The organism is Enterobacter sp. C3_dUdeg, from assembly GCF_057536195.1.
The window spans coordinates 66,718-89,888 of record NZ_BAAKFX010000014.1 but is presented as its reverse complement, the minus strand read 5'-3'; the positions used below and the strand labels follow the sequence as shown (position 1 = coordinate 89,888).

Below are 23,171 nucleotides of genomic sequence, written 5' to 3'. Positions count from 1 at the left end.
TTATTCACATTTATTGCATGAATATTGATACTATCACGACCTAAGGTGTGTCAACAATGAAAATGAACTTACCGCCATTTATCGAGATCTACCGCGCCCTGATTGCCACTCCGTCCATCAGCGCAACGGAAGAAGCGCTGGATCAGAGCAATGAGTCTTTAATCAATCTGCTGGCGGGTTGGTTTAGCGATCTTGGGTTTAACGTTGAGGTTCAGCCCGTTCCCGGAACACGCCACAAATTTAACCTGCTCGCCAGCACCGGAACCGGTGCGGGCGGCCTGCTGCTGGCCGGCCATACCGACACCGTGCCGTTTGACGATGGCCGCTGGACGCGCGATCCGTTCACCCTGACCGAGCACGACAACAAGCTCTATGGTCTGGGCACCGCCGACATGAAAGGCTTCTTCGCCTTTATCCTCGACGCGCTGCGTGACGTGGACGTGACGAAGCTGAAAAAACCGCTCTACATCCTGGCGACCGCCGACGAAGAAACCAGCATGGCGGGCGCGCGCTACTTCTCTGAAAACACGTCGATTCGCCCGGATTGCGCGATCATCGGCGAGCCGACGTCTCTGCAGCCGATCCGCGCGCATAAAGGCCATATCTCTACGGCCGTGCGCGTGCTGGGTCAGTCCGGCCACTCCAGCGACCCGGCGCGCGGCGTGAACGCCATCGAGCTGATGCATGACGCCATCGGCCGCATCATGACCCTGCGCGACGATCTGAAAGAGCGCTACCACTACGACGCGTTCACCGTGCCGTATCCGACGCTGAACCTCGGCAGCCTGCATGGCGGCGATGCCTCCAACCGTATCTGCGCCTGCTGCGAACTGCATATGGACATCCGCCCGCTGCCGGGCATGACGCTGAGCGATCTCGACGGCCTGCTGAATGAAGCGCTGGCTCCGGTGAGCGAGCGCTGGCCGGGCCGCCTGACGGTCTCCGAACTGCATCCGCCGATCCCGGGTTACGAATGCCCGCCGGATCATCAGCTGGTTGAAGTGGTGGAAAAGCTGCTCGGTGAGAAAACCGACGTGGTGAACTACTGCACCGAAGCGCCGTTTATTCAGACGCTTTGCCCTACGCTGGTCCTGGGCCCCGGCTCCATCAACCAGGCCCACCAGCCGGATGAATATCTGGAAACCCGCTTCATCAAGCCAACCCGCGAACTGATTACCCAGGTTGTGCATCACTTCTGCTGGCATTAAAACCGCACCGAAGAGTCCCCTCTCCCAGTGGGAGAGGGTCAGGGTGAGGCCAACAAATCGCATGATCTCCGTCACATTCCCATAAGCATCTCTTATCTGACGCAATGCGAATTAAATTTCGTAAATTGCCCGCATTTATTCGTTTGCTGAACCGTTTTCGCAGCAATTGACGACGGGGGTTTTACGTGGCTTTATAAAGGGAGATGACAAAATAATGTCCAGATGATTTTCGCCTGGGCATAAACAAAAATGATGGGGTGACTGGGTTTTTATGAACGAACAATATTCCGCGTTGCGTAGTAATGTCAGTATGCTCGGCAAAGTGCTTGGAGATACCATCAAAGACGCGTTGGGGGAGAACATCCTCGACCGCGTTGAAACCATCCGCAAGCTGTCTAAATCTTCCCGTGCTGGTAACGAGGCCAGTCGTCAGGAGCTGCTCACCACCTTGCAGAACCTCTCAAACGATGAGCTGCTGCCCGTTGCACGCGCATTCAGCCAGTTTCTGAACCTGGCTAACACCGCTGAGCAATACCACAGCATTTCGCCAAACGGCGAAGCGGCAAGCAACCCGGAAGTCATTGCCCGCACCCTGCGTAAACTGAAAGACCAGCCAGACCTCAACGAAGCCACCATCAAAAAAGCGGTGGAATCGCTTTCGCTGGAGCTGGTGCTGACCGCACACCCCACTGAAATTACCCGTCGCACCCTGATCCACAAAATGGTGGAAGTGAACAACTGTCTGAAGCAGTTGGATAATAAAGATATTGCCGACTACGAACGCAACCAGCTGATGCGCCGTCTGCGCCAGCTGATTGCCCAGTCCTGGCACACCGATGAAATTCGTAAGCATCGTCCAAGCCCGGTCGACGAAGCCAAATGGGGCTTTGCGGTGGTGGAAAACAGCCTGTGGGAAGGGGTGCCTAACTACCTGCGCGAGCTGAACGAACAGCTGGAAGAGAACCTCGGCTACCGCCTGCCGGTCGACTTCGTTCCGGTCCGCTTTACCTCCTGGATGGGCGGCGACCGCGACGGCAACCCGAACGTGACCGCAGAAATCACCCGTCACGTCCTGCTGCTGAGCCGCTGGAAAGCGACCGACCTGTTCCTGAAAGACATTCAGGTGCTGATCTCCGAGCTGTCGATGGTTGAAGCGACGCCGGAACTGCGCGCGCTGGCCGGAGAAGAAGGCGCCAGCGAGCCGTACCGTTTCCTGATGAAGAAACTGCGTGGTCAGCTGATAGCCACTCAGGCCTGGCTGGAAGCACGTCTGAAAGGTCAGCGCCTGCCAAAACCAGAGGGTCTGCTCAGCCAGAACGAACAGCTCTGGGAGCCGCTGTATGCCTGTTATAAATCACTGCAGGCCTGCGGGATGGGCATCATCGCTAACGGCGAACTGCTCGACACCCTGCGCCGCGTGAAGTGTTTCGGCGTGCCGCTGGTGCGTATCGACGTACGTCAGGAAAGTACCCGTCATACCGAAGCGCTGGGCGAACTGACCCGCTATCTCGGCATCGGCGACTATGAAAGCTGGTCCGAAGCCGACAAACAGGCCTTCCTGATCCGCGAGCTGAACTCGAAGCGCCCTCTGCTGCCGCGCAACTGGGAGCCAAGCAACGAAACCCGCGAAGTGCTCAACACCTGTAAAGCGATCGTGGATGCACCGAAAGGATCGGTGGCCGCCTATGTGATCTCCATGGCGAAGACCCCGTCCGACGTGCTGGGCGTTCACCTTCTGCTGAAAGAAGCGGGAATCGACTACGCCCTGCCGGTCGCCCCGCTGTTTGAGACCCTCGACGACCTGAACAACGCCAACGACGTCATGACCCAGCTGCTGAATATCGACTGGTACCGCGGCTTTATTCAGGGTAAACAGATGGTGATGATTGGCTATTCCGACTCCGCGAAAGATGCGGGCGTGATGGCGGCATCCTGGGCGCAGTATCAGGCGCAGGACGCACTGATCAAAACCTGCGAGAAAGCCGGAATTGAGCTGACCCTGTTCCACGGACGCGGTGGCTCGATTGGCCGTGGCGGCGCACCAGCACACGCAGCGCTGCTTTCACAGCCGCCGGGAAGCCTGAAAGGCGGCCTGCGAGTCACCGAGCAGGGCGAGATGATCCGCTTCAAGTACGGTCTGCCGGAAGTGACCATCAGCAGCCTGTCGCTCTACACCAGCGCTATCCTGGAAGCAAACCTGCTGCCACCGCCGGAGCCGAAAGCATCCTGGTGCCATATCATGGACGAGCTGTCTGATATCTCCTGCGATCTGTACCGCGGCTACGTGCGTGAAAACAAAGATTTCGTTCCTTACTTCCGCTCGGCCACGCCTGAGCAGGAGCTGGGTAAACTGCCGCTGGGCTCACGTCCTGCGAAGCGTCGCCCGACCGGTGGCGTAGAGTCTCTGCGCGCGATCCCGTGGATCTTCGCCTGGACGCAGAACCGTTTGATGCTGCCCGCCTGGCTGGGTGCCGGTGCCGCGCTGCAAAAAGTGGTGGAAGACGGTAAACAGAACGAACTGGAAACCATGTGCCGCGACTGGCCGTTCTTCTCTACCCGTCTGGGCATGCTGGAGATGGTCTTCTCGAAAGCTGACCTGTGGCTGGCGGAATACTACGACCAGCGTCTGGTGAAACCAGAGCTGTGGGCGCTGGGTAAAGAGCTGCGCGAACTGCTGGAAGGCGACATCAAAGTGGTACTGGACATCGCCAACGACTCACATCTGATGGCGGACCTGCCGTGGATTGCCGAGTCTATTCAGCTGCGTAACATCTACACCGACCCGCTGAACGTCCTGCAGGCAGAGCTGCTGCACCGTTCGCGTCTGGCGGAAGAAGAAGGTAAAGAGCCGGATCCGCGCGTTGAACAGGCGCTGATGGTGACGATTGCGGGCGTTGCTGCGGGAATGCGTAACACCGGCTAATACTCTATGCCCGGCGGCGCCGCGCTTGCCCGGACCTGTGACTGGTAGGCCGGGTAAGCGTTAGCGCCACCCGGCACATTTCGGTAGTCTTCTCATGCATTCCGATATCACCCGAATCCTGGCAGACCTGGTAAACCGTACGCTACCGCTGGGCCAGATTCATTTCTCAGCGCTGTCTGAACAGCATTCCCGAACATCTCCCTGCCTCGTCATTACCCTTGATGCCCCCTGTGAGGCGATATTTTCATCCTTTGGACACTTAACGCATCCATCGTCTAACGCCCTGAGCATACATTTCGGTAAGCAGCTGCTGACTATCGAGTTACAGCATGACAATACGCTTGTGCAGCAGCTCCAGGTTGCCCGCCGCGGTCCGCGAACGGGTGCTTTTCTTCTGCAGACGCTAGCCGAATTACAGATGCAGCCGGATGAGCAAGAGACCGCGATACTGGTGGTATTAAGCTTGCTCAGCCACTGCCGGGATCTGCTTGGCAGCGATATCCACACCGCCAGCCGCAGCCGCGCCCTGTTTGAGGCCATTCGCCGCTTCATCGAAGAACATCATGCTTCGGCGTTAACCCGTGAATCCGTCGCGCAGGCGTTCTACGTCTCGCCGAACTACCTTTCCCACCTCTTTCAGAAGATTGGCAACGTGGGTTTCAACGAATACCTGACCCAAACGCGACTCGAACACGCGCGCCAGCTGCTGAAAGGCTACGATCTTAAAATCAAAGATATCGCCGCACGCTGTGGGTTTACAGACAGCAATTACTTCTGCCGTCTCTTTCGCAAGCACACCGAACGCTCTCCTTCCGAATATCGTCGCCAGTATCACAGCGAGCTGACCGCCAAAAAATAGCATTGTGATCGCTCTCGCACTTCGCTAAGGACATTACATTTGTCCAGTATTTGGCAAAATTGGCCTGTATCCGCCCTGCCTGCCCGCGCCTTATCCTTTGTTCAACCTTTCTGACTTAAGGAAAAATAATGGAACTGTACCTGGATACCGCCAACGTGGCGGAAGTTGAACGCCTGGCGCGCGTTTTCCCCATTGCGGGCGTCACCACCAACCCGAGCATCGTTGCCGCCAGCCGTGAATCCATCTGGGACGTGCTGCCGCGTCTGCAAAAAGCCATCGGACCGGAAGGCACGCTGTTTGCTCAAACCATGAGCCGCGATGCCGAAGGGATGGTGGCGGAGGCCAAACGTCTGAGAAACGCCGTCCCGGGCATCGTGGTGAAAATCCCGGTGACGGCTCAGGGGCTCATCGCGATTAAGGCGTTGAAAAAAGAAGGGATAGCCACGCTGGGGACCGCCGTTTACGGCGCGGCACAGGGCCTGCTCGCCGCGCTGGCAGGCGCGAAATATGTCGCGCCGTACGTAAACCGCGTTGACGCGCAGGGCGGTGACGGCATTCGCATGGTCCAGGAGCTGCAATCCCTGCTGGAAATGCACGCGCCGGAAAGCAGAGTGCTGGCCGCCAGCTTCAAAACGCCGCGGCAGGCGCTGGACTGCCTGCTGGCGGGATGCGAGGCAATCACGCTTCCCTTAGACGTAGCGCAACAAATGCTCGGCACGCCAGCGGTAGAGTCAGCCATAGAGAAGTTCGAGCAGGACTGGAAAAACGCGTTTGGTAACCTCAACCTCTAAGGGAGAACTGTTATGGACCGTATCATTCAATCGCCGGGAAAATATATCCAGGGCGCTGATGTGCTTACCCGTCTCGGCGACTATCTGAAACCCCTGGCCAATCGCTGGCTGGTTGTCGGCGATAAATTTGTGCTGGGTTTTGCCGAAGAGACCCTGCGCCAGAGTTTTAAAAAAGCCGAACTGCACGCCGAAATAGCGCCGTTTGGCGGCGAATGTTCACAAAATGAAATCGATCGCCTGAAAAAACTGGCCGACAGCGCCGACTGCCTGGCAGTGCTGGGTATCGGCGGCGGTAAAACGCTGGATACCGCCAAAGCGCTGGCCCATTTTATGGACGTACCCGTCGCCATTGCGCCAACCATCGCCTCCACCGATGCGCCGTGCAGCGCCCTTTCCGTCATTTACACCGACAGCGGTGAGTTCGATCGCTACCTGATGCTGCCGCACAACCCGAACATGGTAATCGTCGATACCAAAGTGGTCGCGGGCGCGCCGGCACGCCTGCTGGCCGCCGGGATTGGCGATGCGCTGGCAACCTGGTTTGAAGCACGCGCCTGCTCGCGCAGCGGCGCGAGCACCATGGCGGGCGGCAAATGTACGCAGGCTGCACTCGCGCTGGCCGAGCTGTGCTACAACACGCTGGTTGAAGAGGGTGAAAAAGCCATGCTGGCCGCGGAACAGCATGTGGTTACACCGGCGCTGGAACGCATTATCGAAGCCAACACCTATCTCAGCGGCGTAGGCTTTGAAAGCGGCGGGCTGGCGGCGGCACACGCTATTCATAACGGAATGACGGCGGTACCGGACGCGCACCACTTCTATCACGGTGAAAAAGTGGCGTTTGGCACGCTCACACAGCTGGTGCTGGAAAACGCGCCGGTAGAAGAAATAGAGACCGTCGCCGCGCTTTGTCACAGCGTTGGGCTGCCGATCACGCTGGCACAGCTAAATATCAAAGAGGATATTCCGGCCAAAATGCGTTTGATCGCGGAAGCCTCCTGTGCCGAAGGGGAAACTATCCACAACATGCCCGGCGGCGTAACGCCGGATCAGGTATATGCGGCGCTGCTGGTGGCCGACCAGTATGGGCAGCGGTTCCTGCAGGAGTGGGAGTAAATAGCGTGAATAAAAATCCCCGCAACAGCGGGGATTTTTTTGCCCGTAGGCCGGGTAAGCGTTAACGCCACCCGGCACAACGGTTACTGCAGGTCAAACCGGTCCAGATCCATCACCTTCGCCCATGCGGCAACGAAGTCGCGGACGAACTTCTCGCTGGCATCGCTGCTGGCATAAACCTCTGCCAGCGCGCGCAGGACGGCGTTAGAACCGAAGACCAGATCGGCGCGGGTGGCGGTGTATTTCACTTCACCGCTGGCGCGATCGCTTCCGGCAAACAGTTCATTAGATTCGTCGGTTGCCTTCCACTGGGTGTTCATGTCCAGCAGATTCACGAAGAAATCGTTGCTCAGCACGCCCTCGCGGTCGGTAAACACGCCATTCTTGCCGCCATCAAAGTTTGCACCCAGCACGCGCAGGCCACCGATCAGCACCGTCAGCTCAGGCGCGGTCAGCGTCAGCTGCTGGGCTTTGTCGATCAGCAGTGACTCAGTGGTGGACACATCCACCTGCGCACGGTAGTTGCGGAAGCCGTCGGCAATGGGTTCGAGCAGGTTAAACATCTCGATATCCGTCTGATCCTGACGCGCATCCACGCGCCCTGGCGTAAACGGAACGTTGACGTAAACGCCTGCCGCTTTCGCCGCCTGCTCAACGCCCACGACGCCCGCCAGCACGATGATATCGGCCAGTGAAGCTTTGTTGGTGGTGCGCTGGATAGCTTCCAGAGCCGGCAACGCGCGAACCGCTGCGGCGTTCACATCCCAGTCGCGCTGAGGAGCCAGCGCCAGACGCGCGCCGTTGGCGCCGCCGCGCTTGTCGCCGCCGCGGAAGGTCGACGCTGACGCCCACGCAACGGAAACCAGTTCGCTCACCGAGAGGCCAGAGGCAGCGATTTCCGCCTTCAGGCTTTCAATGTCTTCTTTCGACGGATTGAACACCGCCTGCGGCAGCGGGTCCTGCCAAATCAGATCTTCTTTCGGCACTTCCGGGCCAAGGTAACGCGATTTTGGCCCCATATCGCGGTGGGTCAGCTTGTACCACGCGCGCGCGAAGGCTTCGTTGAAGGCCTGCGGATCGTTCAGGAAGCGGCGGGAAATTTTCTCGAATTCCGGATCAAAACGCAGCGTCAGGTCGGTGACCAGCATAGTAGGTTTGCGTTTTTTCGACGGGTCGAACGGGTCAGGCATGATTTCCGGAGCATCCACGGCTTCAAACTGAATCGCCCCCGCCGGGCTGCGGGTCTGCACCCATTCGTATTTGAACAGGTTCTCGAAGAAGTAGTTGCTCCACTGGGTCGGGGTTTGCGACCAGATGACTTCCAGACCGGAGGTAATGGCATCTGCGCCAATTCCCGTGCCGTGCGTGCTGGCCCAGCCCAGGCCCTGCGCTTCAATCGGCGAGGCTTCCGGGTCGGTGCCGACGTGCGTGGCTTCACCCGCGCCGTGGGTTTTGCCAAGGGTGTGGCCGCCCGCGATCAGCGCAACGGTCTCTTCGTCGTTCATCCCCATGTTGCCGAAGGTGGCGCGAATGGCCGCCGCAGCAGACAGAGGTTCACCGCTGGCGTTTGGCCCTTCCGGGTTCACATAAATCAGGCCCATTTCGGTGGCGGCCAGCGGTCGCTTCGCCAGCGCCTCCGGGTCACGGTGGGTCAGCCAGGCTTTTTCATCACCCCAGTTCACGTCCAGGTCTGGTTCCCAGACGTCTTCACGCCCGGCACCGAAACCAAAGGTACGGAAGCCGGAGTTCTCCAGCGCCACGTTACCAGCGAGGATAAACAGGTCGGCCCAGGAAATTTTTTGTCCGTATTTTTGCTTGATGGGCCACAGCAGACGGCGCGCCTTATCCAGGCTCACGTTATCCGGCCAGGAGTTCAGCGGCGCAAAGCGCTGTTGACCGCGGCCTGCGCCACCGCGCCCGTCAACGGAGCGATAGGTCCCCGCGCCGTGCCAGGCCATACGGATAAACAGGCCCGCATAGCTGCCCCAGTCGGCAGGCCACCACGGTTGAGAGTCGGTTAAAAGGGCTTTGAGGTCGCTTTTAAGGGCGGAGTAATCAAGTTTGCTGAATTCTTTGCGGTAGTCGAAGTCTTCACCCAGCGGGTTAGAACGATTGGAATGTTGGTTAAGAAGATCGATGCGGAGTTGTTTTGGCCACCAGTCGCGGCTGCCTGTACCTGCCCCCGCGCTGTGATCGACGCCGCCCTGGTGGAACGGGCATTTGCCGACCGATGCCGCTTTATTGGTCTCGTCTGACGTGCTCATCGCTATGCTCCCTTTTACAGTGTTACCGTTACGATATACACCACTAGCAATAAGTTATAGTTGAATTAATCCACAGATTCGATAGCTAATACCTTTTAACTATTCGCGTAACTAAAAAGCCCTCGTAATACGAGGGCTTTGTGCTTATTACGCCGGACGAACACCCAGCGTATGGCAAATGGCGTAGCTCATCTCCGCGCGGTTCAGCGTATAGAAGTGGAAATCTTTCACCCCTTCACGGCTTAAAATTTTCACCATGTCCATCGCGATATTGGCCCCCACCAGCTTGCGGGTTTCCGGGTCGTCGTCCAGCCCTTCGTACATTTTGGACATCCACAGCGGAATGCGGACATTGGTCATATCGGCGAACTTCTTCGCCTGTTTGAAGTTAGAGACCGGCAGAATACCCGGGATAATTTCAACGTCGATGCCCGCGGAGACGCAGCGGTCACGGAAACGCAGGTAGCTTTCCACATCAAAGAAGAACTGGGTAATGGCGCGGTTCGCGCCGGCGTCCACTTTACGCCTGAGGTTCAGCAGATCGGCCTGGGCGCTTTTCGCTTCCGGATGCACCTCAGGATAAGCGGCAACGGAGATATCAAAATCAGCCACCTCTTTCAGCAGCGCGACCAGATCGGCGGCATACATGTCCGGCTTACCGCTGCCCGGCGGCAGGTCACCGCGCAGAGCGACGATATGACGAATGCCGTTATTCCAGTAATCCTGAGCGATGGCCCGCAGCTCGTCGCGGGTGGCGTCGATACAGGTGAGATGCGGCGCCGCTTCCAGACCGGTACGATCTTTGATGCCTTTAATGATGCTGTGCGTACGGTCACGCTCGCCGGAGTTAGCACCGTAAGTCACGGAGACGAACTTCGGCTTCAGGCTGCTGAGACGATCGATAGAGCTCCACAGAGTTTGCTCCATTTCACTGGTGCGCGGCGGGAAAAATTCAAAAGAGACGTTAATCTGGCCGTTTACTTCGGCCAGGCTCTGATTCAGTGCTTCCCGCTGGTTGGCGTGAAAAAAGCTCATACCTTACCTCTATCAATCGCATGTCGTTATTTGTTGTGTTGTGAACTTCTATACGTTTAGACGTCCAGATGTAAAAATGACGGAAAAGCGGAGGGACGTCAACATAAATAATCAACAATAACGGTGAGGTTTGCTCAGGGAATATGAGGGAAATTCAGGATGAGGGTGAGTGCGGTCTGAGGCCCTCACCCTAACCCTCTCCCACAGGAAGAGGGAAAATCAGGCTTTACAGCAGCTTAGCCAGACGGTTGATGTCGGACTGAATGGCTCCAGCGGTGACATCGCGTCCCGCGCCAGGGCCGCGGATCACCAGCGGGTTATCGCGATACCAGCGGCTTTCGATGGCGAAGACGTTATCGCACGGCAGCAGCGCCGCCAGCGGATGTTCAGGACGCACCGCCTCGACGCCGACTCGCGCTTTTCCGTTGGCCTCGAAACGCGCCACATAGCGCAGTACCAGCCCCATCTCGTTCGCCGCTTCCAGACGCTGTACCATCTGCTCGTTAAGCTCTTCACCATTTTCAAAGAAATGATCCACAGAACCTTCTTCACAGCCGGCAGGCACCAGCGATTCGACGCGTACGGCGTCCGGTTCGATGTCATAACCGGCTTCACGCGCCAGGATCACCAGCTTACGCATCACGTCTTTGCCGGAAAGGTCAACGCGCGGATCGGGCTCGGTTAAGCCCTGCTGCCACGCCTGATCCACCAGGTCAGTGAACGGTACGGTGCCGTCAAACTGCAGGAACAGCCAGGAGAGCGTGCCGGAGAAGATACCGCTCAGCGCCAGAATGCTGTCGCCGCTTTCAATCAGGTCACGCACGGTGTGGTTAACCGGCAGGCCAGCCCCAACGGTGGCGTTATAGAGCCAGTGGCGCCCTGTTTTTTCAAACGCATCGTGGATCTGGCGGTATTTATCGGTGCTGCTTGCCCCCGCCAGCTTGTTCGCACTGATGACGTGGAAACCGTGGCTGGCGAAATCCAGATACTGATCCGCAAGCTGTTCGCTGGCGGTAACGTCCAGCACCACCAGATCGTCATACGGGTGTGCGCGCATCCAGAGGAACAGCGACTCTTCATCCTGCTCTACCGCTTCATCATTAAAGAACGCAAGCGCGCGGCTGGCGTCCAGCCCTTCGTAGTTCAGGAGGCTGCGGCGGCTGTCCACCACGCCCGCGAGAATGAATTCGAATCCGGTACGCGCCGAGAGCGTCACCTGTTCGCGGGCAAACAGTTCCAGCCAGCGGGAACCGATGTTGCCTTTCCCGAACAGCACCAGGCCGATGCGCTTTTCCGCGCGGAACAGGGAGGTGTGCAGACCCTGAATCAGGCTCTCGGTTGGCCCTTTGCGCAGGACGGCGACCAGGCTGATGCCCTCTTCCGACTGCCAGGTGAACTCCACCGGCTGGCCTTTCAGCTGCTGCCAGAAGCGGTGGCAATGCAGCGGGTTACGGGTGACGCCCGCGCCCACCATCGCCACCAGCGCCAGCCCCTGACGCAGGCGAAGCTCGCCCGGCAGGCCCGCTTCATCCAGAATTTTCAGCGCGCTGTCCGCCACTTCCGCGGTATAGCAGAACTGCAGCAGCTGGCGATCGTTATGCACGCCAACGGCCAGCGGACGCACCTGGGCGCGTTTCAGGATCGTGTCGATATCTTTATGCGCCAGCTTGAAGTCCTGGCCTGCAGGCACCTGGAACTCAATCAGGCAGATGTCGTCGTGGCTGGTGACAATACGCGCCCCGGTACCGGACGCCAGTACGCGCTCAATGCGCGTGGAGCCTTGATCCGGGGTGTAACTGCAGCGCAGCTGGAGGTCGATATCGCTGCCGGAAACCGGCTGCAGCGTGCGCGCGTGCAGTACCGGCGCGGCCAGACGCGCCAGCTCGCTGGCTTCGTCGAGACGCAGCAGCGGCAGCAGGCAGGCATCTTTTACTTTACGCGGGTCCGCGCTGTACACACCGGCCACGTCGCTCCAGATGGTGACGCGGGACACGCCCGCCAGGGCACCAATCTGCGTTGCCGAGTAGTCCGAACCGTTACGGCCCAGCAGCACGGTTTCGCCCGCGTTGCTGCGGCTGATAAAGCCGGTGACGACAATACGTTTGCCCGGGTGCTGCACCAGCAGCTGTTGCAGCAGCGGGTAGGACAACCCTTCATCCACCTGCGGCTGCGCGGCGCGTTCGGCACGCAGGAAATCACGCGCGTCGAGCCAGGCCGCTTCCACACCCAGGTGTTGCAGCACGGCGGCCATCAGGCGCGCGGACCACACTTCACCGTGGCCCACCACTTCGGCATACACCGCGTCGGTAATTCCGCTGTCCAGCAGGGCAGCCAGACGCTCAAGGTCATGCGTAAAGGCGCTGATCAGCCCGTCCGCCACGTCCGCAGGCAGCAGGCCGGCAATCAGCTCGCTCTGGTAACGGCGTAAGGACTGTTGCACCTGATGCGCAGAAAGGCGATCGGTCTGGCTCAGTTTCAGCCAGCTAATCAACTGGTTGGTGGTGCTGCCCGCCGCCGAGACAACCATCATGTCACCCGGCTGTGAATATTCCGTCATGATCCCTGCAACGCGCAGGTAACATTTCACATCAGCAAGACTACTACCACCAAACTTGTGCAGTTGACGACCCTTCGCCCCTGCCTGCGCTATCACACTCATGATTACCCCTTGGCTGCGATCCGGAAGGCATTTTCCAGATCGGCAATTAAATCTTCAGAATCTTCAATGCCGGTTGAGATACGCAGCAGCGTCTCAGAAATTCCGGCGGCGGCACGAGCTTCCGGTGCCATACCTGCGTGCGTCATGGTCGCGGCGTGGGAGATCAAGCTTTCAACCCCACCTAAGGATTCCGCCAGCGTAAACAATGACAGCCCGCTCAGGAAGCGACGCAGCGTTTGCTCGTCACCGTCCAGTTCAAAACTTAACATCGCGCCAAACCCTTTCTGCTGACGCGCGGCAATCTCGTGCCCCTGATTTTCCGGCAGCGACGGGTGATAAAGCTTTTTCACCAGCGGCTGGGTTTTCAGGAAATCGACAATCGCCTGGGCATTGCGCTGCGCCACGTCCATGCGCGGCGACAGCGTGCGGATGCCGCGCAACAGCAGATAGCTGTCGAAGGCCCCCGCGGTGACGCCAATATTATTGGCCCACCATGCCAGTTCGGTGACAACGTCGGGATCTTTGGCAATCACCACGCCCGCCACCACATCAGAATGGCCGTTCAGATATTTAGTGCATGAATGCAATACCAGATCGGCACCCAGTACGAGTGGGTTCTGAAGGGCCGGACTGAGGAACGTATTATCCACTACACTTATCGCTCCCGCATCCCTTGCGAGCTGACAAATTTTCGCAATATCGACAACGCGCAACAATGGATTGCTTGGACTTTCCACCAGAACCAGCTTCGGTTTCTCTGCCAGGGCCTGTTTCAGCGCCTGTTCGTCGTTTTGATCGACAAACAGGACGCGATAGCAGCCGCGTTTCGCCAGGCTGTCAAACAGGCGATAGCTGCCGCCGTAGCAGTCGTGCGGCGCAACCAGCAAATCGCCCGGTTTCAGGAACACCGTGGTCACCAGGTGAATGGCGGACATCCCCGTATTGGTTAATACTGCACCTGCGCCACCTTCCAGCTCGGCCAGCGCGCGCTGGGTCACGTCACGCGTAGGGTTGCCACGACGCGAATAATCATGCGCGCGGGGTTCATTAAATCCGGTGAAATTATAGGTACTGGAAAGATGAATCGGCGGGACAACGCAGCCGTACTGCTCGTCATCATTTAATCCGCTACGCACTGCAATAGTGGCCTGTTTACGCGTCATGGTGAGGGCTTCCTGGCGAATGAGGTGAAAAGTCAGGCACCAGAGTAAACACTGAAAGTATGGACGTCAATACATCTGGACATCTAAACTTCTTTGCGTATAGATTGAGCAATGCGCAAATAGCCGTTAAAATTATATGCTTTAGTGCACGCTGCAGCGGCAATATCCGTGCCACGGTATCGTCTCTACGGTAAACTAGACAAGATTGCGGTTCAAAACGGGTGGTTACAGGTTTTGCACCTTTAAATAAATGACTGAGAGGATTAAAGGTATCTCATGGCTGAATGGAGCGGCGAATATATCAGCCCATACGCTGAGCACGGTAAGAAGAGTGAGCAAGTAAAGAAAATTACGGTTTCCATTCCTCTGAAGGTGTTGAAGATCCTCACCGATGAACGTACGCGTCGTCAGGTGAACAACCTGCGCCACGCGACCAACAGCGAACTGCTGTGCGAAGCGTTTCTGCATGCGTTTACCGGTCAACCGTTGCCGAACGATGAAGATCTGCGCAAAGAGCGCAGTGATGAAATCCCGGAAGAGGCGAAGGTGATCATGCGTGAACTGGGTATTGACCCGGATACGTGGGAATACTGAGAAGCGGATACAAAAAAGGCACCTTGCGGTGCCTTTTTTTCGGGAAACTTATTTAGCGCCCGGGATGCTGAAACGCTTGTTGAAGCGGTCAACACGGCCACCGGTTGCAACGTCACGCTGCTTACCAGTGTAGAACGGGTGGCATTTGCCGCACACGTCCAGGTTCAGATCGTGACCCACGGTAGAGCGGATCTGGATAGAGTTACCGCAAGAACAGTTTGCAGTAATCATTTCGTATTTCGGGTGAATATCTTTTTTCATGGGAGAACCTCAGTTAAGGCCGCGTCGCTCTTCCAGCCCTAACGCCAGACACCACGCGATGTTGATTGTAAGTTCTTTGGCGTAAAGTACACCAAAGGCGGCGAATCATACAGAATTTGACCAACGTATGCAAACTGATCCGCACGCCGCTTTTACTAATGTGTATACTAACGCGCCACTTTTCAAGTCAGGAAGATTCGATGCCCGTCGCTCACGTTGCCCTGCCCGTTCCGCTTCCCCGCACCTTTGACTACCTGCTGCCCGACAGCATGAGCGCCAAAGCGGGTTGCCGCGTGACCGTGCCGTTTGGCAAACAGCAGCGCGTGGGGATTGTTGTCTCCGTCAGCGATCAAAGTGAACTGCCGCTCAATGAACTGAAGTCGGTCGTTGAGGTGCTGGACAGCGAGCCCGTTTACTCCACCAGCACCTGGCGACTGCTGCTGTGGGCGGCAGATTATTATCATCACCCGATTGGCGACGTCCTGTTCCATGCCCTGCCAATCATGCTGCGCCAGGGCAAAAGCGCCAGCCATGCGCCGATGTGGTACTGGTTTGCCACCGAGCAGGGCCAGGCGGTGGACATCAACAGCCTGAAGCGATCGCAGAAACAGCAGCAGGCGCTGGCGGCGCTGCGTCAGGGAAAAATCTGGCGACATCAGGTCGACGAGCTTGAGGTCAGCGAAACGGCGCTACAGGCCTTAAGAAAGAAAGGGCTGAGCGAACTGGCCAGCGAAGCCCCCGCTCTTTACGACTGGCGGGAGAGTTTCTCCGTTTCAGGGGATCGCCTGCGTCTGAATACCGAGCAGGCCACCGCCGTGGGCGCGATTCATAGCGCCTCCGATCATTTCTCTGCCTGGCTGCTGGCGGGAGTCACCGGTTCCGGCAAGACCGAGGTCTACCTGAGCGTGCTGGAAAACGTGCTCGCGCAGGGCAAACAGGCGCTGGTGATGGTGCCGGAAATTGGCCTGACGCCGCAAACCATCGCCCGATTCCGCGAGCGCTTTAACGCGCCGGTTGAGGTGCTGCACTCCGGCCTGAACGACAGCGAACGCCTCAGCGCCTGGCTGAAAGCCAAAAACGGCGAAGCGGCGATTGTGATCGGCACCCGCTCGTCGCTGTTTACGCCGTTTAAAAATCTTGGCGTTATCGTGATCGACGAAGAGCACGACAGCTCCTATAAACAGCAGGAAGGCTGGCGCTATCACGCCCGCGATCTGGCGGTCTATCGCGCGCACAGTGAGCAGATTCCCATTATTCTCGGCTCCGCCACGCCTGCGCTCGAAACGCTGCACAACGTGCGCCAGCGTAAGTACCACATGCTGCGCCTGACGCGTCGGGCGGGGAATGCCCGTCCGGCCATTCAGCACGTGCTGGATCTGAAAGGTCAGCAGGTTCAGGCCGGGCTTGCGCCTGCATTGATTACCCGCATGCGCCAGCACCTGCAGGCGGGGAACCAGGTCATTCTGTTTCTGAACCGCCGCGGATTCGCCCCCGCCCTGCTTTGCCACGACTGCGGCTGGATTGCCGAGTGCCCGCGCTGCGACCACTACTATACCTTCCACCAGGCCCAGCGGCATTTGCGCTGCCACCACTGCGACAGCCAGCGCCCGGTGCCGCGCCAGTGCCCGTCGTGTGGCTCAACGCATATCGTGCCGGTCGGTCTGGGGACGGAACAGCTGGAACAGGCGCTTGGCCCCTTCTTCCCGGACGTGCCTATTTCGCGTATCGACCGGGACACCACCAGCCGCAAGGGCGCGCTGGAACAGCAGCTGGCGGAAGTGCATCGCGGCGGCGCGCGCATCCTGATTGGCACCCAGATGCTGGCCAAAGGCCACCACTTCCCGGACGTGACGCTTGTCGCCCTACTGGACGTGGACGGCGCGCTGTTCTCGGCAGATTTCCGCTCAGCCGAGCGCTTCGCCCAGCTATATACCCAGGTGGCAGGGCGTGCCGGTCGCGCCGGTAAACAGGGCGAAGTGGTGTTGCAAACGCACCATCCTGAGCACCCGCTGCTGCAAACCCTGCTGCATAAAGGCTATGACGCCTTTGCCGAGCAGGCGCTGGCCGAACGCCAGACCATGCAGCTGCCGCCGTGGACCAGCCACGTCATCATCCGCGCGGAAGATCACAACAACCAGCAGGCACCGCTTTTCCTGCAGCAGCTGAGAAACCTCCTGCAGGCCAGCCCGCTGGTGGATAATCAGCTGTGGATCCTGGGCCCGGTGCCGGCACTCGCACCAAAACGCGGCGGACGTTTCCGCTGGCAAATCTTACTTCAGCACCCTTCACGCGTTCGCCTGCAGCATATCGTCAGCGGCACGCTGGCGCTCATCAACACGCTGCCGGAAGCGCGAAAAGTGAAGTGGATACTGGACGTCGATCCCATTGAAGGCTGAAGACGGATCGAAAAATTTAACGCTCCTCACACTTTTTATGAAAATTCTGTAACCGATTCCATTAACTATCTGTAAAAATGGTGATGTCAGAAGTTCGGTGTTCAGGCGAGGAGAAGACGTTGAAGTCCAGGAAAGAGGTTGCACCGGCGACCATGAAAGACGTTGCCCAGAAAGCACAAGTCTCTACGGCAACGGTATCCCGCGCATTAATGAACCCGGATAAAGTCTCCCAGGCGACCCGTAACCGGGTAGAGCAGGCTGCGCTTGAAGTGGGTTATTTCCCACAGGCGATGGGGCGTAACGTTAAACGCAATGAGTCGCGCACCATTCTGGTGATTGTGCCGGATATCTGCGACCCCTTCTTCAGCGAGATTATCCGCGGTATTGAAGTCACCGCAGCGGAACAGGGTTACCTGGTGCTGATTGGCGACTGCGCTCATCAGAACCAGCAGGAAAAAACCTTCATCGATCTCATTATCACCAAGCAGATCGACGGCATGCTGCTGCTTGGCTCCCGCCTGCCGTTTGATGCCAGCATTGAAGAGCAGCGTAATTTACCGCCGATGGTGATGGCCAACGAGTTTGCGCCGGAGCTGGAGCTGCCGACGGTCCACATTGATAACCTCACCGCCGCGTTCAACGCCGTAAACTATCTCCAGGAGCTGGGGCATAAGCGCATTGGCTGTATTGCCGGGCCTGAAGAGATGCCGCTGTGTCACTATCGCTTGCAGGGCTACGTTCAGGCGCTGCGCCGTACCGGCGTCACCGTCGATCCGCACTACATTGCGCGCGGTGACTTTACCTTCGCCGCGGGTGGACAAGCGCTTGAGAAACTTCTGGACCTGCCTGAACCGCCAACCGCCGTATTTTGTCACAGCGACGTGATGGCGCTGGGCGCATTGTCGTACGCCAAACGCCGCGGCCTTCGCATACCGAAAGATTTATCGATCATCGGATTCGACAATATTTCGCTTTCAGAATTTTGCGATCCGCCACTCTCAACGGTCGCTCAGCCGCGCTACCAAATCGGCCGCGAAGCGATGCTCCTTCTGCTGGATCAGCTTCACGGTCAAACAGTTAGCAGCGGCTCGCGGTTGCTGGACTGCGAACTGATTGTCCGCGGCACTACCCAGGCATTGACTTAAAGTAAACGTCTTTCGGATACCCTTATCTGGTCAAAGCCCCGCCGCTTAAGTAACATGGCGGACTGACGAACGAATAAATACAGCGAAACGATAGTGGCACAACGAGATTATGTACGTCGCGGCCAGCCGGCACCTTCGCGACGCAAAAAGAGTAGCTCAAGGAAAAAGCAACGTAACCTGCCTGCTGTCTCGCCAGCAATGGTCGCTATTGCTGCGGCTGTAGTCGTCGCCTTTATTGGTGGCCTGTACTTCATCACGCACCATAAAAAAGAAGAGTCTGAGGCGCTTCAGGCCAGTAAAGTTGCCGGAAATGGCCTTCCTCCGAAGCCTGAAGAGCGCTGGCGCTATATCAAAGAGCTGGAAAGCCGTCAGCCCGGGGTGCGTGCGCCAACCGAACCTTCTGCGGGTGGTGAAGTGCAGAATGCGAATCAGCTGACGGATGAACAGCGTCAGCTGCTGGCCCAAATGCAGGCCGATATGCGCCAGCAGCCTACGCAGCTGAACGAAGTACCGTGGAATGAGCAGACGCCGGCACAGCGCCAGCAAACGCTGCAGCGACGTCAGGCGCAACAGCAGATCCAGCAGCAGCAACAACAGCAGCAGTGGGCGCAAACCCAGCCGGTGCAGCAGCCGAAAGCACAGCCGCGGGTAACGGAACAGCCATACCAGCAGCCGACGCGTACGGCGCAGTCTCAGCCTGTCCAGCAGCAGCCGAAAACGCAGCCGCAGAAACAGGCGGCTCAGCCGTATCAGGATCTGCTCCAGACGCCAGCGCATACCACCGCGCAGCAGCCGAAAACGCAGCAGGCCGCGCCGGTGACCAAAGAGACCGAAGCGCCGAAGCAGACGGCTGAGAAAAAAGACGAGCGCCGCTGGATGGTACAGTGCGGTTCGTTCAAAGGCGCAGAGCAGGCGGAAACGGTACGTGCTCAGCTGGCCTTTGAAGGGTTTGATTCGCGTATTACCACCAATAACGGCTGGAATCGCGTGGTGATTGGTCCGGTCAAAGGCAAAGAAAATGCCGATGGCACCATTTCGCGGTTGAAAATCGCTGGCCACACAAACTGCATTCGACTCGCCTCCGGGGGTTGAAACCCCCAAAATCCCCCCCATCTATCATTTAATTCAGCCCTGAGCACAGGCTCAGGGCTTCTGTTTCCCGATTCTGTAACCAGGGGGTCTGCTCGTGACAACAATAGTAAGTGTACGCCGTAACGGCCATGTGGTAATCGCCGGTGATGGCCAGGCCACGCTGGGTAATACCGTCATGAAAGGCAACGTGAAGAAAGTGCGCCGCCTCTACAACGACAAAGTGATCGCCGGTTTTGCTGGCGGCACGGCGGACGCCTTCACGCTGTTTGAACTGTTTGAACGCAAACTGGAAATGCACCAGGGTCATCTGGTGAAAGCTGCCGTTGAGCTGGCGAAAGACTGGCGTACCGACCGCATGCTGCGCAAGCTCGAAGCGCTGCTGGCCGTGGCCGATGAAACCGCCTCGCTGATCATCACCGGTAACGGTGACGTCATTCAGCCGGAAAATGATCTTATTGCCATCGGCTCTGGCGGCCCTTATGCCCAGGCTGCAGCCCGCGCGCTGTTGGAAAATACCGACATGAACGCGCGTGATATCGCGGTGAAGGCGTTGGATATTGCAGGTGATATCTGCATTTATACCAACCACAACCACACCATCGAAGAATTGACCTCCAAAGCGTAAGGATCTCCCATGTCTGAAATGACCCCACGCGAAATTGTCAGCGAACTGAACAAACACATTATCGGCCAGGATAACGCCAAGCGTTCCGTGGCTATCGCCCTGCGTAACCGCTGGCGTCGTATGCAGCTTGATGAAGAGCTGCGCCACGAAGTGACGCCGAAAAACATTCTGATGATCGGCCCGACCGGCGTCGGTAAAACCGAAATCGCCCGTCGTCTGGCGAAGCTGGCTAACGCGCCGTTCATCAAAGTGGAAGCCACCAAGTTCACCGAAGTGGGCTATGTGGGTAAAGAAGTGGACTCCATCATCCGCGATCTGACCGACTCGGCGATCAAGATGGTGCGCGTCCAGGCGATCGAGAAAAACCGCTATCGCGCGGAAGAGATGGCCGAAGAGCGCATTCTCGACGTGCTGATCCCACCGGCAAAAAACAACTGGGGCCAGGCAGAGCAGCAGGCGGAACCTTCCGCGGCGCGCCAGGCATTCCGCAAAAAACTGCGTGAAGGCCAGCTGGACGACAAAGAGATTGAGATCGATCTCGCTGCCGCGCCAATGGGTGTGGAAATCATGGCGCCTCCGGGCATGGAAGAGATGACCAGCCAGCTCCAGTCCATGTTCCAGAACCTGGGCGGCCAGAAGCAGAAAGCGCGTAAGCTGAAAATCAAAGACGCGATGAAGCTGCTGATTGAAGAAGAAGCGGCGAAGCTGGTAAACCCGGAAGAGCTGAAGCAGGACGCTATCGACGCGGTTGAGCAGCACGGTATCGTGTTTATCGACGAAATCGACAAAATTTGTAAGCGCGGCGGCAACAGCTCCGGCCCGGACGTGTCCCGCGAAGGCGTTCAGCGCGACCTGCTGCCGCTGGTTGAAGGCTGCACAGTCTCCACCAAGCACGGCATGGTGAAAACGGACCACATCCTGTTTATCGCTTCAGGGGCGTTCCAGGTTGCCAGCCCGTCGGATCTGATCCCCGAACTGCAGGGGCGTCTGCCTATCCGCGTTGAGCTGCAGGCGCTTACTACCGAAGATTTCGAACGTATCCTGACCGAGCCAAACGCCTCTGCTACCGTACAGTACAAAGCGCTGATGGCGACCGAAGGCGTGAACCTCGAGTTCACCGAAGACGGTATCAAGCGTATTGCCCAAGCCGCATGGCAGGTCAACGAAACCACCGAGAACATCGGTGCGCGTCGCCTGCATACCGTGCTTGAACGCCTGGTAGAAGATATCTCTTATGACGCGAGCGACCTTAACGGCCAAACCGTTACCATTGACGCAGAATATGTGAGTAAACATCTGGATGCGTTAGTGGCAGATGAAGATCTGAGCCGTTTTATCCTATAATCGCGGTTACTGGATTCTCATCACGTTTAATGGGGGCTAATGCCCCCATTTTTATTGGCTAAATACTTATGACTGACATCAGCCGTACTCAGGCGTGGCTCGAAAGTCTGCGCCCTAAAACGCTTCCTCTGGCCTTTGCCGCGATTATCGTCGGTACCGCCCTTGCCTGGTGGCAGGGTTATTTTGAGCCGCTGGTCGCCGCGCTGGCACTGATTACCGCCGGCCTGCTGCAAATTCTCTCTAATCTCGCCAACGACTACGGCGACGCGGTAAAAGGCAGCGACAAGCCGGACCGCATAGGTCCACTGCGCGGAATGCAGAAAGGGGTGATTACCCAGGCGCAGATGAAACGCGCGCTGATTATCACCGTAGCGCTGATCTGCGTATCCGGCCTTGCGCTGGTGACGGTGGCGTCTAAGACCACCAGCGATTTCATTGGCTTCCTGGTGCTGGGTTTACTGGCCATTATCGCGGCCATCACCTACACCGTCGGCACGCGTCCTTACGGTTATATTGGGCTCGGGGATATCTCCGTACTGGTGTTCTTCGGCTGGCTGAGCGTGATGGGAAGCTGGTACCTGCAGGCGCATACGGTGATCCCTGCCCTGTTCCTGCCCGCGACCGCCTGCGGTCTGCTGGCGACGGCGGTGCTCAACATCAACAACCTGCGCGATATCGACAGCGATCGCGAGAACGGCAAAAACACTCTGGCGGTTCGTCTGGGGCCGGTCAATGCGCGCCGCTATCACGCCTGTCTGCTCATTGGCGCGCTGGTTTGCCTGGCGCTGTTTAACCTGATTTCCTTGCAGAGCCTGTGGGGCTGGCTGTTTGTGCTTGCCGCGCCGCTGCTGATTAAGCAGGCCCGCTTTGTGATGCGTGAACTCAGCCCGTCCGCCATGCCGCCGATGCTGGAACGCACGGTAAAAGGCGCGTTGCTGACTAACCTGTTGTTCGTCATCGGGATTGTTTTAAGCCAGACGCTGCGTTAGCTGACAAATATCAATTAACAATTGATGATTTTGCCAACAACGCATTTCGCACGATATACTGAACACATTCGCAGCAACTGAGCGTTAAACCTATGAAATACGATACCTCCGAGCTTTGTGACATCTACCAGGAAGATGTCAACGTCGTTGAACCGCTGTTCTCCAACTTTGGTGGGAGGTCGTCGTTTGGCGGTCAAATCGTCACGGTGAAATGTTTCGAGGACAACGGGTTGCTGTACGATCTGCTCGAACAGAATGGCCGCGGCCGCGTTCTTGTGGTCGACGGCGGCGGTTCCGTGCGCCGTGCATTAATTGATGCTGAACTGGCCGGCATTGCCGTTCAGAATGAGTGGGAAGGCCTTGTGGTGTATGGTTCCGTACGTCAGGTGGACGATCTGGAAGACCTGGATATCGGGATTCAGGCCATCGCTGCCATACCGGTAGGGGCGGCGGGTGACGGCATCGGCGAAAGCGACGTGCGCGTCAATTTCGGCGGCGTGACCTTCTTCTCCGGGGACCATCTCTACGCCGATAATACCGGCATTATCCTGTCGGAAGATGCGCTGGATATCGAGTAGTTAAAAGTCAGCGAGAACCATAAAAAAACCGCCAACAGCAATGTGGCGGTTTTTTTGTCCCCTCAGGATTCGCGGTCCGTTGGGAAGTTTTGCAGACTAACACCAGGGAGTTTCATCATACTCTCGTCC

At 57.8% G+C, this 23,171-nt stretch carries 18 protein-coding genes; 13 read left to right on the top strand and 5 right to left on the bottom strand.

Annotated features, from left to right (window positions below):
* Positions 1 to 56 precede the first annotated feature (56 nt).
* The 5 genes from argE (at position 57) to gldA (ending at position 6,897) form a co-directional block, all read left to right on the top strand.
* Positions 57 to 1,208 (top strand): acetylornithine deacetylase, encoded by a 1,152-nt coding sequence (argE, locus tag AC27FC_RS21005; protein ID WP_023309677.1) that lies wholly within the window; start codon positions 57 to 59, stop codon positions 1,206 to 1,208.
* Between the two features lie 271 nt (positions 1,209 to 1,479).
* Positions 1,480 to 4,131, top strand: coding sequence for a phosphoenolpyruvate carboxylase (gene ppc / locus AC27FC_RS21000; protein ID WP_143347709.1), 2,652 nt, complete (start codon positions 1,480 to 1,482; stop codon positions 4,129 to 4,131).
* Positions 4,132 to 4,225: 94 nt separating this feature from the next.
* Positions 4,226 to 4,990, top strand: coding sequence for a helix-turn-helix transcriptional regulator (locus tag AC27FC_RS20995; RefSeq protein ID WP_064673070.1), 765 nt, complete (start codon positions 4,226 to 4,228; stop codon positions 4,988 to 4,990).
* A gap of 128 nt (positions 4,991 to 5,118) precedes the next feature.
* Complete coding sequence (gene fsa, locus AC27FC_RS20990) at positions 5,119 to 5,781, top strand: fructose-6-phosphate aldolase (RefSeq protein ID WP_196355204.1); 663 nt, start codon at positions 5,119 to 5,121, stop codon at positions 5,779 to 5,781.
* 12 nt (positions 5,782 to 5,793) lie between these two features.
* The gene (gldA, locus tag AC27FC_RS20985) at positions 5,794 to 6,897 is read left to right on the top strand and encodes a bifunctional L-1,2-propanediol dehydrogenase/glycerol dehydrogenase (protein ID WP_039264224.1); all 1,104 of its coding nucleotides are present in this window, start codon (positions 5,794 to 5,796) and stop codon (positions 6,895 to 6,897) included.
* An 83-nt stretch (positions 6,898 to 6,980) separates the two neighbouring features.
* On the opposite strand, the gene katG is transcribed toward gldA, so the two are convergent.
* From katG to metB, 4 genes are all read right to left on the bottom strand, one after another.
* Positions 6,981 to 9,161 carry a catalase/peroxidase HPI gene (gene katG, locus AC27FC_RS20980; RefSeq protein ID WP_232960312.1) on the bottom strand — a complete coding sequence of 727 codons (2,181 nt, stop codon included), beginning with the start codon at positions 9,159 to 9,161 and terminating at the stop codon, positions 6,981 to 6,983.
* 147 nt (positions 9,162 to 9,308) lie between these two features.
* Positions 9,309 to 10,196: a methylenetetrahydrofolate reductase gene (metF, locus tag AC27FC_RS20975; RefSeq protein WP_033146931.1), complete on the bottom strand. Its 888-nt coding sequence runs from the start codon at positions 10,194 to 10,196 to the stop codon at positions 9,309 to 9,311.
* Positions 10,197 to 10,422: 226 nt separating this feature from the next.
* Complete coding sequence (locus AC27FC_RS20970) at positions 10,423 to 12,855, bottom strand: bifunctional aspartate kinase/homoserine dehydrogenase II (RefSeq protein WP_032662744.1); 2,433 nt, start codon at positions 12,853 to 12,855, stop codon at positions 10,423 to 10,425.
* 2 nt (positions 12,856 to 12,857) lie between these two features.
* Positions 12,858 to 14,018 (bottom strand): cystathionine gamma-synthase, encoded by a 1,161-nt coding sequence (gene metB, locus AC27FC_RS20965; RefSeq protein WP_196355206.1) that lies wholly within the window; start codon positions 14,016 to 14,018, stop codon positions 12,858 to 12,860.
* A 276-nt stretch (positions 14,019 to 14,294) separates the two neighbouring features.
* Here metB and metJ point away from each other — a divergent pair, with 276 nt between their 5' ends.
* Positions 14,295 to 14,612: a met regulon transcriptional regulator MetJ gene (metJ, locus tag AC27FC_RS20960; protein WP_007369220.1), complete on the top strand. Its 318-nt coding sequence runs from the start codon at positions 14,295 to 14,297 to the stop codon at positions 14,610 to 14,612.
* 48 nt (positions 14,613 to 14,660) lie between these two features.
* Here metJ and rpmE read toward each other — a convergent pair whose 3' ends face one another.
* Positions 14,661 to 14,873 carry a 50S ribosomal protein L31 gene (gene rpmE / locus AC27FC_RS20955; RefSeq protein ID WP_003862040.1) on the bottom strand — a complete coding sequence of 71 codons (213 nt, stop codon included), beginning with the start codon at positions 14,871 to 14,873 and terminating at the stop codon, positions 14,661 to 14,663.
* A gap of 200 nt (positions 14,874 to 15,073) precedes the next feature.
* Between rpmE and priA the strand changes: the two genes are divergently transcribed.
* From priA to rraA, 7 genes are all read left to right on the top strand, one after another.
* A complete protein-coding gene (gene priA, locus AC27FC_RS20950; RefSeq protein ID WP_112778132.1) occupies positions 15,074 to 17,269 on the top strand; it encodes a primosomal protein N' in 2,196 nt (731 codons plus the stop codon).
* Between the two features lie 119 nt (positions 17,270 to 17,388).
* A complete protein-coding gene (gene cytR, locus AC27FC_RS20945) occupies positions 17,389 to 18,414 on the top strand; it encodes a DNA-binding transcriptional regulator CytR (RefSeq protein WP_023309683.1) in 1,026 nt (341 codons plus the stop codon).
* A gap of 93 nt (positions 18,415 to 18,507) precedes the next feature.
* Positions 18,508 to 19,506, top strand: a complete 999-nt coding sequence (gene ftsN / locus AC27FC_RS20940) for a cell division protein FtsN (protein ID WP_058841957.1) — start codon at positions 18,508 to 18,510, stop codon at positions 19,504 to 19,506.
* A 94-nt stretch (positions 19,507 to 19,600) separates the two neighbouring features.
* Positions 19,601 to 20,131, top strand: coding sequence for an ATP-dependent protease subunit HslV (hslV, locus tag AC27FC_RS20935; protein WP_008501802.1), 531 nt, complete (start codon positions 19,601 to 19,603; stop codon positions 20,129 to 20,131).
* A gap of 9 nt (positions 20,132 to 20,140) precedes the next feature.
* Positions 20,141 to 21,475 (top strand): ATP-dependent protease ATPase subunit HslU, encoded by a 1,335-nt coding sequence (hslU, locus tag AC27FC_RS20930; RefSeq protein WP_023309685.1) that lies wholly within the window; start codon positions 20,141 to 20,143, stop codon positions 21,473 to 21,475.
* Positions 21,476 to 21,543: 68 nt separating this feature from the next.
* Positions 21,544 to 22,464, top strand: coding sequence for a 1,4-dihydroxy-2-naphthoate polyprenyltransferase (gene menA, locus AC27FC_RS20925; RefSeq protein ID WP_069303426.1), 921 nt, complete (start codon positions 21,544 to 21,546; stop codon positions 22,462 to 22,464).
* A gap of 92 nt (positions 22,465 to 22,556) precedes the next feature.
* The gene (rraA, locus tag AC27FC_RS20920) at positions 22,557 to 23,042 is read left to right on the top strand and encodes a ribonuclease E activity regulator RraA (protein WP_032662736.1); all 486 of its coding nucleotides are present in this window, start codon (positions 22,557 to 22,559) and stop codon (positions 23,040 to 23,042) included.
* The last annotated feature ends 129 nt before the right edge of the window (positions 23,043 to 23,171 follow it).

Bases quoted from the DNA above. Each gene is read 5' to 3' on its own strand.
- argE (WP_023309677.1), top strand. From the start codon at position 57: ATGAAAATGAACTTACCGCCATTTATCGAGATCTACCGCGCCCTGATT.
- ppc (WP_143347709.1), top strand. From the start codon at position 1,480: ATGAACGAACAATATTCCGCGTTGCGTAGTAATGTCAGTATGCTCGGC.
- AC27FC_RS20995 (WP_064673070.1), top strand. From the start codon at position 4,226: ATGCATTCCGATATCACCCGAATCCTGGCAGACCTGGTAAACCGTACG.
- fsa (WP_196355204.1), top strand. From the start codon at position 5,119: ATGGAACTGTACCTGGATACCGCCAACGTGGCGGAAGTTGAACGCCTG.
- gldA (WP_039264224.1), top strand. From the start codon at position 5,794: ATGGACCGTATCATTCAATCGCCGGGAAAATATATCCAGGGCGCTGAT.
- katG (WP_232960312.1), bottom strand. From the start codon at position 9,161: ATGAGCACGTCAGACGAGACCAATAAAGCGGCATCGGTCGGCAAATGC.
- metF (WP_033146931.1), bottom strand. From the start codon at position 10,196: ATGAGCTTTTTTCACGCCAACCAGCGGGAAGCACTGAATCAGAGCCTG.
- AC27FC_RS20970 (WP_032662744.1), bottom strand. From the start codon at position 12,855: ATGAGTGTGATAGCGCAGGCAGGGGCGAAGGGTCGTCAACTGCACAAG.
- metB (WP_196355206.1), bottom strand. From the start codon at position 14,018: ATGACGCGTAAACAGGCCACTATTGCAGTGCGTAGCGGATTAAATGAT.
- metJ (WP_007369220.1), top strand. From the start codon at position 14,295: ATGGCTGAATGGAGCGGCGAATATATCAGCCCATACGCTGAGCACGGT.
- rpmE (WP_003862040.1), bottom strand. From the start codon at position 14,873: ATGAAAAAAGATATTCACCCGAAATACGAAATGATTACTGCAAACTGT.
- priA (WP_112778132.1), top strand. From the start codon at position 15,074: ATGCCCGTCGCTCACGTTGCCCTGCCCGTTCCGCTTCCCCGCACCTTT.
- hslU (WP_023309685.1), top strand. From the start codon at position 20,141: ATGTCTGAAATGACCCCACGCGAAATTGTCAGCGAACTGAACAAACAC.
- menA (WP_069303426.1), top strand. From the start codon at position 21,544: ATGACTGACATCAGCCGTACTCAGGCGTGGCTCGAAAGTCTGCGCCCT.
- rraA (WP_032662736.1), top strand. From the start codon at position 22,557: ATGAAATACGATACCTCCGAGCTTTGTGACATCTACCAGGAAGATGTC.